Genomic DNA, 14,984 nt, shown 5'->3' with positions numbered 1-14,984 from the left:
GTCAGGGCCGCCGGTCGGCGCCGCCCGCGGCGGCCGGGACGTCGTCGTGGCCGCCGGTCCAGCCGTGCCACAGTCGGCTGTACCGCCCGCCGGCCCGCACCAGATCCTCGTGCCGGCCGACCTCGGCGACCGTACCGTGATCCAGTAGGACGACCCGGTCGGCCTGGGCGGCCTGGGTGAGCCGGTGCGCGACGACGAGGGTGGTCCGGCCGGCGGTCGCGGCCGCGGCCGCCCGCTCCAGCTCGCGGGCGCCGGCGCTGCCGGCCTCGGCGGTAGCCTCGTCCAGGATCGCCACCTCCGGGTCCATGAGCACCAGGCGGGCGAGGGCGAGGTGCTGCGCCTGCGCGGCGGTGAGCTGGTGGCCCCCTTCACCGACGTGGGTGTGCAGGCCGTCGGGCAGCGCCCGGACCCAGTCGAGGGCGCCGACCAGTTCGAGGGCGGCGACGACCGCCTCCTCGGTGGCGTCGGCGCGGGCGAGCCGGACGTCGTCGAGCAGCGTTCCCGCGAAGACGTGGACCTCCTGGCTGACCAGGCAGATGCGGCGCCGGACCTCCGCCTCGCCGAGCGCGGCCAGGCCGATCCCGCCGAGCCGGACGGTGCCCTCCACCGCGGACAGGACGCCGCCGGCGATGCCGGCCAGGGTGGTCTTGCCGGCGCCGCTCGCCCCGACGAGCGCGACCCGCTCGCCGGGCGCGATCCGCAGCGTCACGTCCCGCAGGACGGGCGGGCCGTCGTCGTACCGGTAGTGCAGCCCGGTGATCTCGATGCCGGTGTCGGCGGGCGCCGGGCCGCCGGGAGCCGGCGCCGGCGACGGTGTGAGCCGTGCCACCCCGACCAGCCGGGCGAGGCTCGCCCCGGCCTGCTGGATCGTGTCGAACTCGAGGACCAGCATGCCGATCGGGTTGAACAGCCGGTGGAAGTACAGGGCGGCGGCGGTGGTGGCGCCGACCGTGGCCTGGCCGTTGCGCACCAGGAGGAAACCGACGACGAGGACCGCGCTGAGGCCCACGAACTCGGCCCGGTTGATCCAGCCCCCGAACCTGAGGAACTGCCTGAGGACACGCAGCACCACGTCCACGGCGGCCTGGGAGCGGCCGGTGATGTGCCGCAGATGCGCGTCTTCGAGACGGTACGCGTGGACGGTCTCGACGCCGCGCAACGCGTCCACCATGGCCTGGGTACGTTCGGCGGTGACCTCCCGCTCACGGGCGTAGAACGGTGCGGAGCGCGGCAGGTACCAGCGCAGCGCGAACACGTACACCGGGCCGGCGGCGAGCCCGGCGAGCCCGAGCCGCCAGTCCAGGGCGAACAGCCCGCCGGCGGTGAGGACGATGGTCGTGATCGCGCTGACGAAGTCCGGGCCGGTGGTGGTGATCGCGTTGGTCACGACGGCCACGTCGTCGCCGGCGCGGGCCACGAGGTCACCGGTGCCGGCCTTCTCGACGGTCGCCGACGGGATGTGCAGCGCGCGGTCGATGACGCGCTCCCGCAGCCGGGCGAGGATCGTCTCGCCGAGACGCGCGACGAGCACGCTGCCGAGCGCGGTGAGCGCGCCCCCCAGCACGGCGGCACCGGCCACGACGGCCGCGGCGCCGAGGATACGCTCGGGATCAGTGCCGGCGACGATGTCGTCGACCATGCGGCCGAGGACCCACGGCGCGACGAGGCCACCGGTGCCGGCGGCGACGACGGTGAGCAACGCGGTGACGGTCCGGCCCGGCAGCCGCCGGAACTCGGCGCCGAGCGCGGCCCAGGTCTGCCGGCCGGTGGCGACGGGAAGGATCACCGCAGCACCGCTTCCCGGTAGCGGCTGTCACTGACGATCAGCTCGGCGTGGGTGCCCTCGGCGGCGACCCGGCCGGCGTCGAGCACCACGACCCGGTCGGTGCGGTCCAGCAGCGTCGGGCTGCTGGTGATCAGGATGGTGCTGTCGGCGCTGCCGGTGCGGCGGAGGCGCGCGATGCCCTCGGCGATGAGGCCTTCGGTGACCGGGTCGACGGCGGTGGTGGGATCGTGCAGGACGAGCACCGGTGGGCCGGCGGCGAGGGCACGCGCCAGCGCGATCCGTTGGCGCTGGCCGCCGGAGAGGTTGGCCCCGCCCTCGTGGATGCGGTGGTCGAGCCCGTCGGGGTGGGCGTTCACGACGTCGTCGGCCGCGGCGGCCCGGATCGCGGCGGCGAGCCGATCCGTGCCGGCGGCGGTGGAGGACACGAGGTTGTCCCGCAGGCTGCCCTCGAACAGCTGGGTCACGTGCGGCTCGACCAGGACGACCTCCCGGGAGGCGGCCGGGTCGAGGTCCTCGGCGGGAACCCCGTCGACAACGATCGCTCCCTCGTACTCCTCGCGCGGCACCCGCCCCGCGAGCAGCGCGCGCAACGCGTCGGCGTCGCGGGGGTCGTACGCGACGACGCCGAGCAGCTCCCCGGCTCCGGCCTGCAGCGTGAGCCCGTCGAGAGTGCGATAGCCGATCCTGTCCAGCCGTACGCGGACCGGTGCGGGCGCCGGCGCGGGCCGTCCTCCCTGCCGCAACCGCACCGGGGCGGCGAGCACACCGGCCACGCGCATGGCCGACGCCTTGGCCGTCGCGTACAGCTGGACGCAGTAACCGAGCGTCTGCACCGGTTCGGCGACGAACTGGGCGAGGCCGACGACCGCGACCAACTCGCCCACGCTCAACCGGCCCTGAACCGCCAGCCATCCGGCGAACCCGGCGACGACCGCCAGGAACAGGCCGTTGACCGCGGTGGTGATGCCCCGGTAGACGCCTTTGGTGGTGGCGGTCCGTAACGTCACCGCGAGTGCCTGCTGGCTCGACGCGGCGTACCGGCCGGCGGCGGTGTGCCCGGCGCCGATGCCGCGCAGCACCCGCAGCCCGCTGACCAGATCGGTGGCGAGCGCGGTCGTGGTGGCGAGCGCCGCCTGCTGGTCGGCGCTGCGCCGGGTCAGCAGCGGCGCGAGGCGGTGCAGGGCCAGGACGATGACGGGCACCCCGACGAGCACGCCGATCCCCAGCGGGACGTCCACCATGAGCAACGCCACCGCGGCGACGGTGAGGGCGGTCGAGGCGGCGAGCCCGAACCCGGCCACGCGGATCACGGAGCTGGTGTTCTCGGCATCGGAGGACGCGACGGTGATGAGCTCGCCGTCGCGCAGGCCGGCGGTGTGCCCTCGCGGGTCGAGCGCCCGGCCGGCGAGTTCGACCCGCAGCAGGTGCGTCTCCCGCTCGAGCGCGGTCGTGGACAGCCGGGCGCCGAAGCGCCAGGCGAGGGACAGCACCGTGAACAGCGCCGCGAGTCCGAGCACCGAGAGCACGATCGCCGTCTCGTCCCCGGTTGCCACGGCCCGGTCGATGATGACGCCGATGGCGACCGGCACCGCCGCCTCGGCGGCCTGGTGGGTGCAGAGCAGCAGCACTCCGGCGGTGATCCGGCCGCGGTGGCGGCGCAGCACGCGCCGCAGCAGCCGGCCGGCGGTCACCGGTGGCTCGTTCGGACCCAATCGCACTCCCTGCGCCGCTCGTGGTAAGCGTAGGCTACCCTAATTGTGGCGAGCGCCGACAGGTGGCGAGGGCCTCCCGTGTGGCGAACGTCGTCCACTGTGGACGGCGGGTTCCCGGCGGGCCTGAGCAGGTCGTCCTCGCCCACGTGGTGGTGATGGATCGCCTGGAACACGGCCACCGTCCGGGCGACACTCAACCGGTTCAGCGTGCTGTGCCTGATCGAGCAGCTGGGGACGGACCGGCAGATGCACGCCGAGTGGCGCTCCTGCTGGGCTGACGGGCGCCGACGAGGTGCCGGCGGCTGAGACCGACGACACACTCCGCCTGTTGCCACCCTGCCCTGAGCCGGCCGTCCCACTCGGCCGTGACCACCGCATTCATCTCGATCGACCCCGGCAGGTCGGCGGTGTGCCGGCACCGGCGGCCCTGGCTACGCTCGATCCCATGGGGATTGAGAACGAGGACGCCTGGGTGCCGCGATCCCGGGTCGGTGCGGTGGTCGTCGCGCTGCTGAACAACGACGAGGAGGCGGCGGAACGGGCGGCGGAGCTGCCGCCGGAGCAGCACGATTCGTCGGTGCTGGAGGCGGCGATCCGCCTCGCGGTGCGCAGCCTCTTCGACGAGGACACCCCACCGGAGTCGATCGCCGGCTTCGTCTCGGCGATGGCCCAGGACGTGGAGATCGACCCGGCCGCCGCGGAGGCCCTGATCCGCACCCAGCTCGGCGAGGACGACCTCCTGGAAGGGTTCCCACCGGAGCACGTGACCGACACCACGTGGTCGATGCTGGGGTACCTCTGCGAGCGGCAACTCGGCCGCGAGGACTCGCTCGAGCTGGTGGCGCACGCCGAGCAGGCGGTGCTCTGACCGGCGCTGATCGCATCGGACGCCCGCCGGATTCGCGGGCCCCCGGCGGGGTCGCGCGAGGCGTAGCATGCTGCCGTCACGACGACGGGGGAGGCCGGAGTTGGTCAGTGCACCTTCGGCATCGGCGACCGCTGACACCACGCCGACCCCCGGCGACCGCAGCGCGCTGACGGCGCTCCTTGCGGTCTGCGGCGTGCCGATGATGGTCTCGGCCCTGGTCCACCGGTATACGCGGATGCCGGAGGGCGACGAGCCGCACTACCTGGTCATCAACGAGGCGCTCAAGCGGTACGGGTCCATCCACGTGCGGCAGGTGTACGACTCCTGGGCCTTCACCGCGTTCCACCCGGGGCCGCTCTCCCCGCACGTGGCGGCCCCGCCGCACGAGACGCTGCCGTGGCACGGCATCGGCGGTCCGCTGCTGTGGCACGTGCCGTATCTGCTGGGCGGCCGCACCGGCGTGCTGCTGTTCATGGTCGCGGTGTCGCTGCTGACCGTCGCGAACGTCTTCTGGCTGGTGCGCGGGCTCGGCCTGGACCGGCGACACGCGCTGCTCACCGGCGTGGGCATCGGCCTCGGCTCGACCGTGCTGACCTACACCGCGAAGGCGTTCGTCGAACCGCTCGCGGCGCTGGTCGTCGTGTACGGGTTCCGGGTGCTCACCAAGGCGCGGCTGCGCACCCGCGACCTGCTGCTCGTGTCCGCCGCGCTGGGAGCGCTGCCCTGGGTGCACAGCCGGTTCCTGCCGCTGGAGTTCCCGCTGGTGCTGTTGCTGGCGTGGCGGATCCACCGGGAGAGCGGGCTGCGTGACCGGCGGCGCTGGCTCGCGTTTCTCGGCCCGCTGGGCGTGCTGACCGTCGCGCTGGTGACGTATCTGCGGACGGTGTGGCAGAGTTTCAACCCGTCGGTCAACCAGGCCGGGGACAAGGAACTGCTGTTCGGCGCCAATCCGGTCAAGAGCCTCGTCGGCGTGCTGCTGGACCAGGAGCACGGCGTGCTGTTCTCCTACCCGATCTTCCTGTTCGTGCTGCCCGGTGTGATCCTGGCGGTCGCCGGCGGGCACCGCACGCTCCACCTGCAACTCCTCGCGGTCGTCGGCCCGTACTGCGCCATCCTGCTCACCTCGCCGGGCTGGTGGGGCGGCTGGGCGCCACCGGCCCGGCTCTGGGCCGCAGTCCTGCCGGTGTTCGCCTTCTCCATCGGATACGCACTGCAGCGGGCGCGCAACGGACTGGTCACCGCGTGGGCTGCGGCGTGCGTGCTGGTGACCATGGGGCTGGACACGCTGTGCAGGTTCAGTCCCAGCAACGGCTTCTCGGCCGACTACGGTTATCTGGTGCCGCTGCGGGTGCTGGAAGGGCTCACCCACCGGAGTTTCACCGGATACCTGCCGGCCTGGCACACCCGCGCCGAAGCCCCGTGGCCGTTCCTGTGGTGGGGCCTGGCCGTCATCGCCTTCGGCCTGGTCGTCCTGCTGTCCGCCCGCCCTGCGGCCCGGCCCGGTCCGGTCGGCGGCGCCCCGTCCTCCCGCACCCGGGTCGCCGCCTAGCGATCATTGATCGATGGGTGGATCCGGTCGCCGGGCTGCCGGACTCCACCACGGTCGGCGACCTGCTCGGGCCGGTCGCCGGCCGGACTCGTGGTCGCGGAGGCTCGGCGTTGCATGGTGGTTCCGGCTGGTTGCGGCCGTGGTCGCGGAGGCTCGGCGTTGCCGCGCGGGCTCCGGCGGGTTGCGGCTCATGATCGCGATGCGTTCGCGATCGCGCCGAGCACGGCGGCCGCTGTTTCATGATCGCGGAGAGTTCGTGCACCCCTGGAGCCTGTTGCGTAATTCGCTGGGACAGCGTTGGCGGCCCAACTACGCGCCGATCTTGGAGTTGTGGCGCCATGAACCTCCGAATTTGTCCGGGTTTGTCAAGGACCACAACTCCAAGATCGGCGCGGTTGTCGGGGTTGACGCGCGAGGGATCCGAATTGCGCAACAGGCCCCAGGGGTGCACCAACTCTCCGTGATCATGCGAGGAATCGTGTCAAGCAGTGCCGTGCCGCGGCGGGCCGCAGTGCCGTGCCGCGGCGGGCCGTGCCGCGGTGCCGGGCCGTGCGCGGTGCCGGGCCGCCGCGCCGGGCCGCCGCGCCGGGCCGCCGCGCCGCGCCGCCGCGCCGGGCCGCCGCGCCGCGCCGCCGCGCCGGGCCGCCGCGCCGCGCCGCCGCGCCGCGCCGCCGCGCCGCGCCGCCGCGCCGCGCCGCCGCGCCGCGCCGCAGTGCCGGGCCACGCTGCGGTGCCGGGCCGCAGTGCCGGGCCACGCTGCGGTGCCGGGCCGCAGTGCCGGGCTGCAGAGGCGGGTCGCGGCGTCCGTGGCCCCGTGGTGCGGGGCCGGTCGTGCTCCGCGCTTGCCCTGACCGGGTTGCTTGATCGTCGGAAACATCTGGCTGTCCAGGCAGCCCGAAGTTTCCCTTGATCTACGAACCGCAGCCGCACCACCCCGGCCAGGCCCAACCACCGCACCCGTGATCGCGAACGCATCGCGATCACGGCCACAAACCGGCTGGAACCCACCACGACAACCCCAAATCGGAGGCTCCGTGCTGCCCCAGCAACACCAAACCTCCGCGGTCATGAAACGCGACTCCTTGGTCCTGTGCGCTTCGGTCGGTGCTTGGCCATGATTGCGGCAAGTTCGCGATCACGAGTGCGGCTTCATGCTGACGGTGCCGATGATGGCGTGGGGCGGTCGGTCGTCTTTCAGATCCCACTGCATCGACAGCGCGCGGGCCATCGAGCAGTGTGGCCACTGGGCGTTCCGGGAAGCGCCGATTTCATCTGCGACGGGCTGGATCGGTTCTGGTCCGGCAAGCAGTGAGGACCCCGGAAATCAGGGGCGGCTGCGGCGGATCTTGACCGAATCTGCCACCATTTCATGCAGTGAGCAGGGGAGATGGGGCGATGGGTGATTTTTTTGGTGCGGTTGTTGCTTTTCCCACCGTCCTGTTCACACTGCTGCTCGTCGTCGTCATCGCCTACTGGCTGATCGTCCTCTTCGGCGGCGCCGACACCGAACTGCTCGACGCCGACGCGGGTGGCGTCCTCGACGGCGACGGGGCCGGCGGCTTCGCCGGGTTCATGGGCGGTCTCGGCCTGGGCGGTGTGCCGGTCGTCGTGGGGCTGTCGGCGCTCGTGACGGTCGCCTGGTTCGTCAGCCTGGCCGGCTCCACCGTCGCGGACGGCGCGCTGCAGAGCGTGGCCGTGCTGGTGGTCGCCCTGGTCGTCGCGTGGCTGGCGACCCGCCTGCTCGTCGTGCCGCTGCGGCGGCTCTTCCCGGAGACGGGCGGCGACTCCCGCACCGCGTTCGTCGGCCGCACCTGCGTCATCCGCACCGGCTCCGTCACGGAGGCTTTCGGCCAGGCCGAGGTCACCGCCGCCGACGGCTCCAGCGCGATCGTGCAGGTCCGCCAGACCGGCGCCGACACCTTCACCGCGGGCAGCACCGCGGTGATCTACGAATACGACCGGGACGGCGAGTTCTTCTGGGTCGTGCCTACACCTGCTGGTCCAACCCCCGGACAGAGGGAACTTTCATGAGCGTCATCACCACCGGTTTTCTTGTCGTGCTCGGCGTGTCCCTGCTCATCCTGATCGGCTTACTGTTCGCGGTCAGCCGCCTGTTCCGCAAGATCGAGCAGGGCAAGGCGCTGATCATCTCCAAGGTGCGCAAGGTCGACGTCACGTTCACCGGCGCCATCGTCCTGCCGGTGCTGCACAAGGCCGAGATCATGGACATCTCGGTCAAGACGATCGAGATCGGGCGGACCGGCCGGGAGGGCCTGATCTGCCGCGACAACATCCGTGCCGACATCCGGATCACCTTCTTCGTGCGGGTCAACAAGACCGTCGAGGACGTCATCAAGGTGGCCCAGGCGATCGGCACCGTCCGCGCCAGCGACCAGGAGACCCTGCAGGAGCTGTTCAACGCGAAGTTCTCCGAGGCGCTCAAGACCGTCGGCAAGCAGCTCGACTTCGTGGACCTCTACACCAAGCGTGACGAGTTCCGCGACCAGATCGTCCGCGTGATCGGCACCGACCTCAACGGCTACAGCCTGGAGGACGCCGCGATCGACTTCCTGGAGCAGACGCCCCTGCACAGCCTCGACAACGCCAACATCCTCGACGCGCAGGGCATCCGGAAGATCACCGAGCTGACCGCGATCGAGCACGTGCGGACCAACGAGTTCCGGCGCAACGAGGAGAAGGAGATCAAGCGCCAGGACGTCGACGCCCGCGAGGCGATCCTCGAGCTGGAGCGGCGCCAGGCCGAGGCGGAGATCAAGCAGGAGCGGGAGGTCGCCACCCTGCAGGCCCGCGAGGAGGCGGAGACCGCCCGGGTCCGCGCCGAGGAGCGGCTGAAGTCGGCGACCGCCGAGATCCGCACCGACGAGCAGGTCGGCGTCCAGCACGAGAACAAGCAGCGGGAGATCGCCGTCGCCGAGAAGAACCGCGAGCGGGTCATCGCGATCGAGTCGGAGCGCATCGAGAAGGACCGCATGCTGGAGGTCATCTCCCGGCAGCGGGAGACCGAGCTGAGCACGATCGCCAAGGACAAGGAGGTCGAGGCGGAGAAGCGGGCCATCGCCGAGGTGGTCCGGGAGCGGATCGCGGTCGAGCGTACTGTCGCCGAGCAGGAGGAGCAGATCAAGCGGCTCCGGGTTGTCGAGGAGGCCGAGCGCACCCGCCAGGCGGTTGTCATCCAGGCCGAGGCCGAGGCGCAGGAGAACCTGGTCAAGGACATCAAGGCGGCCGAGGCCGCCGAGCAGGCCGCGAAGTTCAAGGCCCGTGAGGAGCTGGTGCTCGCCGAGGCCCGCCAGCAGACCGCCGAGCTGGAGACCCGCGCCAAGATCCGGTTGGCCGAGGGCGTGCAGGCCGAGGCGGCCGCGGTCGGCCTGGCCGACGTGCAGGTCCGGGAGCGCAACGCCGAGGCGATCGAGAAGGTCGGCCGGGCCGAGGCGGTCGTCGAGCGGGAGAAGGCGATCGCGAAGGCCGAGACGATCGAGAAGGCCGGCCTCGCCGAGGCCGCGGTCGAGCGGGAGAAGGGCACCGCCCACGCCGACGCGCTGCGCGACAAGCTCAAGGGCGAGGCCGAAGGTCTCACCGAGAAGGCCGCCGCGCTCGCCGCGATGGACGAGGCGAGCCGCGACCACGAGGAGTTCCGCCTGCGCCTGGAGATGGAGAAGGACGTCCGCCTCGCCGGCATCGATGTGCACCGGCAGGTCGCCGAGCAGCAGGCGGTCGTCCTGGCCGCCGGCCTGGAGAAGGCGAACATCGACATCGTCGGCGGCGACAGCGTCTTCTTCGACAAGCTGCTCGGCTCCATCAGCCTCGGCAAGAGCGTCGACGGCTTCGTCCAGCACTCCGACGTCGTGCAGGCCGTCGGCGCCTCGTACCTCAACGGCAACGGCGACCTGGCCGGCGACCTCGGGCGGATACTCGGCTCGATGAGCACCGCCGACGTGTCCAACCTGACGCTGTCGGCCTTCCTGGTCCAGCAGATCCAGCGCGGCGGCCCCGACCGGGACAAGCTGCGTGAGCTGCTCGACGCGGCCCGCGAGCTCGGCATCGCCGAGAAGCCGGTCGCGGCGCTGGCGGCGGCCAAGCAGTGACCGTCGACACGGCGGCGCCCGCCGCGGCGAGCCTGGACGCCGGCACCTACGAGGTGCTGCGCGACCGGCTCGCCGCGCAGGCGGCCGAGCTGACCCGCCGGGCCGACGCCCTCAACACGCGGCGGACCGAGGTGTTCGGCGGCACCGAGCTGCGCCTGCTCGGCACCGAGCGCATCCGGACCGAGCACAACTGCGTCCCGCGCGACATCGTGTCCGTCGGCGGGCTGATGCTGTTCGGGTACAACGTGTTCATCGGCCTCAAGCCGGAGACGACCGTCAACGACGTGTTCTCGTTGCACCGGTTCAGCCGGGACGGCGACGCGTTCCGGTTCGACGACGCGGCCCCGGACGACCTGCCGGGCCTGCTGCGCGACCCGCAGCTGCTGCGGGACTTCGGCGAGGTCTACAAGTACTATCGCGACACCCGGCTGCTGCAGCTGCGCCGGCTCGACGGGAAGCTCCTCGCGGTCTTCCAGACGGGTCCGCGCACCGACGACATCAGGGTGCTGCGCTGGACCGTCGACACGGCCGGCGCGGTGTCCTACGTGGACAGCCGCGGCGAGCGTGACCACGTGTTCCCGCCGTCGCACGACTTCGAGTGGACCACGGTCGGCCGGGAGCACCACGTCCTCGGCCGGCACCCGCACATCTCCGTCGAGGACGTGGTCTTCGTCGAGACCGTCGGCGGCGACCTCACCATCAAGGTGGAGAACAACACCGAGTCGGGCGAGGGCATCTACCGCGAGCCGGTGGACGAGCCGCTGCAGAGCCTCGCCGACGCCGACATCAGCTACGCCCGGATCGGCCCGCTCGTCCTGCTGCGCATCCGCCCGTACAAGGAGGAGGCCTTCCGGTTCCTGGTCTTCAACACCAGGACCCGGACGGTCGTGCGCCTCGACGGGATCGGCCAGGGCTGCCAGCGCCTGCCGGAGGACCAGGGCCTGATCTTCCCGGGCGGCTACTACCTGGCCACCGGCGTCGCGCGGACGTTCGACACCGACGTGGCCGACCTCGAGTTCGAGCGCGTCATCCGGTCGACCAACGGCGAGGACGTCCTGTACGTCTTCCACGCCCGCGCCGACGGGCGATCGCTGCTGCTGCCCTACAACGTCATCCGCAAGGCGGTCGAGAACCCGCTCGTCTGCCACGGCTACTCCCTGTTCGACGACGGCACGCTCGTGGTCTTCCGGGCCGTGTCGGAGGAGCCGACCCGGGTCCACACCATGCAGGTGTGGCAGACGCCGTACCTCTCGGACACATACGCCGCGGCACAGCCGATCGGGACCGGGCCGCTGGACCGCGTCGGCAACGCCGACCTGGTCCGCGGCATCTCCGACTGCCTGTCGGTGGCCCGGATGGTCGCCGAGATGGGCCCGTCGTCGGCGGTCTTCGAGGCGATCATCGCCGCGTGTGTCCGCACGTTCGACCACTACCACTGGCTCGGTGAGCCGGAGCTCGGCGATCTGCGCGGCCCGCTCGCCGAGCTGCGCGGCACCGCGGAGCAGGTCCTCGCCGAGTTCGAGCGGGTGCAGGCGCTCACCGAACAGGCGGCCACCGCCCTCGACGAGGCGGCCGGGCGGATCGAGTCGCTCATCCGCCGCTCCCAGGGTGAGGCACCCGTCGACACCGATGCCTGGGTGCGCAGGCTCGCCGGCCTCCGCCAGGCGCAGGGCTCCCTCGTTCCGCTGCGCGAACTGCGGTACGTCGACACCGACCGGATCGGCACCCTGGAGACGCGGCTCGGCGAGGAGCTCGTCGCGGCCGCCAAGCGGGCGGTGACGTTCCTCCAGCGCGGCGACGCCTTCGCCGGCTACCACGCCGACGTCGAGCGACTGGTCGCCGACGCCGAGGCGATCCGTACCGTCGCCGAGGCCACGCCCGTCGGCGAGCGACTCGCCGCACAGGCCGAGGGGCTGCAGATCGTCACGGAGGTGGTCGGCGCGCTCGAGATCGCCGACGCCACCGTCCGGGTCGGCATCCTGGACCGCATCAGCGAGGTCCTCGGCGGCGTCAACCGTGCCCGCGCCGTCCTCGAGGCCCGCCGCCGCGAGCTGCTCGCCGTCGAGGGCCGGGCCGAGTTCGCCGCCGAGTTCGCGCTGCTCGGCCAGGCGGTCGTCGGCGCGCTCGCGGTCGCCGACACGCCTGAGCGGTGCGACGAGCAGCTGGGCCGGCTCATGCTCCAGCTGGAGCACCTCGAGTCCCGGTTCGGCGAGTTCGACGACTTCCTCGCCCAGCTCGGCGACAAGCGCACCGACGTCTACGAGGCGTTCTCCTCCCGCAAGCAGGCGCTGCTCGACGAGCGGTCCCGCCGCGCCGACCGGCTCGTCCAGTCCGCGGAGCGGATCCTCGGCAGCGTCGAGCGTCGGGTCGCCGCGATGACCTCACCCGGCGACGTCAACACGTACTTCGCGTCCGACCCGATGGTCGCGAAGGTGCGCGGCGTCGCCGGCGAGCTGCGCGAACTGGGCGACCAGGTCCGCGCCGAGGAGCTGGAGGGCCGGATCAAGGCGGCCCGCCTCGACGCCGGCCGGATGCTCCGTGACCGGCTCGACCTGTTCGGCGGCTCGGCGGACCTCATCCGCCTCGGCCGGCACCAGTTCGCCGTCAACACGCAGGCGATCGACCTCACGCTCGTCCCGCACGGTGACGAGCTGGCGTTCACCGTGACGGCGACCGACTTCCGCGCGCCGGTCGACGACCCGGTGGTCACCGCCGCCCGTCCCTTCTGGGGTCAGCTGCTCGTGTCCGAGGCGCCCGACGTGTACCGCGCGGAGCACCTGGCCTGCCTGGTGCTCGACGCCGCAACGGCCGGACAGCCGCTGCCGGACGGGCCGGTCCTCACGCTGGACGGGCTCCACCAGGCCGCGGTCACCGAGGGCAGCCTCCGCGAGCTCGTGCGGCGCGTCGCCGACAGCCGCTACGACGAGGGGTACGAGCGGGGCGTCCACGACCACGACGCGGCCCTCGTCCTCGACGCGCTGCTGCGGCTGCACGCCGGCGCCGGACTGCTGCGCTACCCGGCGGCGGACCGGGCCGCGGCGCAGCTGTTCTGGACGTTCGGCGCCGACGCCGGGGCCAAGGCCGCCTGGACCCGGCGGGCGCGGTCACTCGCCCGGGCGCGGGCCGCGTTCGGCCACTCGGACGCGGTGGGGCAGCTGTGCGCCGAACTGCAGGCGGCGGTGGCCGCGTTCCAGGCGGCGGACGGGTCGACCGGCGTCGCGGGGGAGTACCTGTTCGAGGAGCTCAGCAGCGCGCCGTTCGGGTTCGTCACCAGCGCCGGCGTGCGGACGTTCCTCGACCGGTTCTGGCGCGCCCTCGGCGGCCCGAACGCGAACTCCGCCCGCGAGCTCGCCGAGGACCTGCACGCCCTCGACGGCGATCTCGCCGCGCGCCGCCAGCTCGTCCACGCGTGGCTCGCGTCCTTCGCCGGGTCCGCCGGCACCGGGCCCGGCGACCTGGAGGAGGCGGCCGCGATCGTGCTCTGCGGCGTCGACCTGCCGCGCCACGAGTCGTCCGCCGCGCTCACCGCGACCGTCGAAGGCCTGCTCGGCACCCACCCGCGGATCACCGGCCGCCGGATGGAGCTGCGGCTCGACGAGGTGCTCGCCCGCACCCGCCGGTTCCGCCTCGAGCGGATCCCGGCCTTCCGCGCGTACCAGCGCCGCCGCAACGAGCTGGCCGCCCGCGAACGGGAGCGGCTGCGGCTCGACGAGTACAAGCCGAAGGTGATGAGCGCGTTCGTGCGCAACCGGCTGCTCGACGAGGTGTACCTGCCGCTCATCGGGGACAACCTGGCCCGGCAGCTGGGCGCGGCGGGCGACGCGAAGCGGGCCGACCAGATGGGCCTGCTCCTGCTCATCTCGCCGCCCGGCTACGGCAAGACGACCCTGATGGAATACGTCGCCAGCCGGCTGGGGCTGGTGTTCGTCAAGGTGAACGGCCCGTCGCTCGGGCACCTGGTGACGTCCGTCGACCCGGCGGAGGCGCCGAACGCGACCGCCCGCCAGGAGGTCGAGAAGATCAACTTCGCGCTGGAGATGGGCAACAACGTCCTGCTGTACCTCGACGACATCCAGCACGTGTCGCCCGAACTGCTGCAGAAGTTCATCTCCCTCTGCGACGCCCAGCGCCGCATGGAGGGCGTCTGGAACGGCCGGACCCGCACGTACGACCTGCGCGGCAAGCGGTTCGCCGTGTGCATGGCCGGCAACCCGTACACCGAGTCGGGCCAGCGGTTCCGGATCCCGGACATGCTGGCGAACCGCGCCGACGTGTGGAACCTCGGCGACGTCCTGTCCGGCAAGGAGGAGCTGTTCGCGCTCAGCTACATCGAGAACGCGCTGACCTCCAACCCCGTCCTCGCCCCGCTGTCCACCCGCGACCGCGGCGACGTCGAGCTGCTGGTGCGGCTGGCCCGGGGTGACGACACCGTGCGGCCCGACCAGCTCGCCCACCCGTACTCGGCGGTCGAGGTCGACCAGATGCTGGCCGTGCTCCGCAAGCTGCTGCGGGTGCAGGAGGTGGTGCTGGCGAACAACCGCGCGTACATCGCCTCCGCGGCACAGGCCGACGCGTCCCGCACCGAGCCGCCGTTCCTGCTGCAGGGCTCGTACCGCAACATGAACAAGCTCGCCGAGCGGGTCGTGCCGGTCATGAACGACGCGGAGCTGGAGGTCGCCATCCACGACCACTACCTCGGTGAGGCGCAGACGCTCACCGCCGGCGCCGAGGCGAACCTGCTCAAGCTGGCCGAGCTGCGGGGCCGGATGACACCTGAGCAGGCGGCGCGCTGGGCCGAGGTCAAGGCCGCGTACCTGCGGGCGCAGGCGCTCGGCGGAGACGAGGACGATCCGGTGAGCCGCGCGGTAGGCGCGGTCGGGCTGCTCGCGGACCGGGTCGCCGCGGTGGAGGCGGCGATCGACCGGGCGTCCGCCGCGCCGCGGGGCTGAGCGCCGGGAAACCTTCA

At 72.5% G+C, this 14,984-nt stretch carries 8 protein-coding genes; 5 read left to right on the top strand and 3 right to left on the bottom strand.

Annotated elements, in window-relative coordinates; translation table 11 throughout:
* Window position 1: 1 nt before the first annotated feature.
* Both Dfulv_RS30955 and Dfulv_RS30950 read right to left on the bottom strand, forming a co-directional pair.
* Window positions 2-1,786 carry an ABC transporter ATP-binding protein gene (locus tag Dfulv_RS30955; protein WP_259857330.1) on the bottom strand — a complete coding sequence of 595 codons (1,785 nt, stop codon included), beginning with the start codon at window positions 1,784-1,786 and terminating at the stop codon, window positions 2-4.
* Window positions 1,783-3,477 carry an ABC transporter transmembrane domain-containing protein gene (locus Dfulv_RS30950; RefSeq protein ID WP_259857329.1) on the bottom strand — a complete coding sequence of 565 codons (1,695 nt, stop codon included), beginning with the start codon at window positions 3,475-3,477 and terminating at the stop codon, window positions 1,783-1,785. The genes Dfulv_RS30955 and Dfulv_RS30950 overlap by 4 nt, the downstream gene beginning before the upstream one ends.
* 466 nt (window positions 3,478-3,943) lie before the next feature.
* Here Dfulv_RS30950 and Dfulv_RS30945 point away from each other — a divergent pair, with 466 nt between their 5' ends.
* The gene (locus tag Dfulv_RS30945; protein ID WP_259857328.1) at window positions 3,944-4,366 is read left to right on the top strand and encodes a hypothetical protein; all 423 of its coding nucleotides are present in this window, start codon (window positions 3,944-3,946) and stop codon (window positions 4,364-4,366) included.
* 100 nt (window positions 4,367-4,466) lie between these two features.
* A complete protein-coding gene (locus Dfulv_RS30940) occupies window positions 4,467-5,915 on the top strand; it encodes a hypothetical protein (protein WP_259857327.1) in 1,449 nt (482 codons plus the stop codon).
* 481 nt (window positions 5,916-6,396) lie between these two features.
* Here the strand turns inward: Dfulv_RS30940 and Dfulv_RS30935 are convergent, their stop codons facing one another.
* Window positions 6,397-6,792: a hypothetical protein gene (locus Dfulv_RS30935; RefSeq protein WP_259857326.1), complete on the bottom strand. Its 396-nt coding sequence runs from the start codon at window positions 6,790-6,792 to the stop codon at window positions 6,397-6,399.
* Window positions 6,793-7,310: 518 nt separating this feature from the next.
* On the opposite strand from Dfulv_RS30935, the gene Dfulv_RS30930 reads away from it, so the two are divergent.
* The 3 genes from Dfulv_RS30930 to Dfulv_RS30920 are packed head-to-tail and all read left to right on the top strand — an operon-like array spanning window position 7,311 to window position 14,967.
* Window positions 7,311-7,946, top strand: coding sequence for an OB-fold-containig protein (locus tag Dfulv_RS30930; protein WP_259857325.1), 636 nt, complete (start codon window positions 7,311-7,313; stop codon window positions 7,944-7,946).
* The gene (locus tag Dfulv_RS30925; protein ID WP_259857324.1) at window positions 7,943-10,018 is read left to right on the top strand and encodes a flotillin family protein; all 2,076 of its coding nucleotides are present in this window, start codon (window positions 7,943-7,945) and stop codon (window positions 10,016-10,018) included. Before Dfulv_RS30930 ends, Dfulv_RS30925 begins: the two co-directional genes overlap by 4 nt.
* Entirely contained in the window at window positions 10,015-14,967 is a 4,953-nt protein-coding gene (locus Dfulv_RS30920) for a DNA repair ATPase (protein WP_259857323.1), read from the top strand. Before Dfulv_RS30925 ends, Dfulv_RS30920 begins: the two co-directional genes overlap by 4 nt.
* Window positions 14,968-14,984: the final 17 nt, after the last annotated feature.

It is taken from the genome of Dactylosporangium fulvum (genome assembly GCF_025137375.1).
Lineage (GTDB): Bacteria > Actinomycetota > Actinomycetes > Mycobacteriales > Micromonosporaceae > Dactylosporangium > Dactylosporangium fulvum.
Note: the sequence above shows the minus strand (reverse complement) of the source record. Positions and strands in the feature narration are given on the sequence as shown.

What these genes read in the sequence shown, in the direction of transcription:
- Dfulv_RS30945 (WP_259857328.1), top strand. Translation starts at nt 3,944, where the DNA reads ATGGGGATTGAGAACGAGGACGCCTGGGTGCCGCGATCCCGGGTCGGT.
- Dfulv_RS30935 (WP_259857326.1), bottom strand. Translation starts at nt 6,792, where the DNA reads ATGTTTCCGACGATCAAGCAACCCGGTCAGGGCAAGCGCGGAGCACGA.
- Dfulv_RS30930 (WP_259857325.1), top strand. Translation starts at nt 7,311, where the DNA reads ATGGGTGATTTTTTTGGTGCGGTTGTTGCTTTTCCCACCGTCCTGTTC.
- Dfulv_RS30925 (WP_259857324.1), top strand. Translation starts at nt 7,943, where the DNA reads ATGAGCGTCATCACCACCGGTTTTCTTGTCGTGCTCGGCGTGTCCCTG.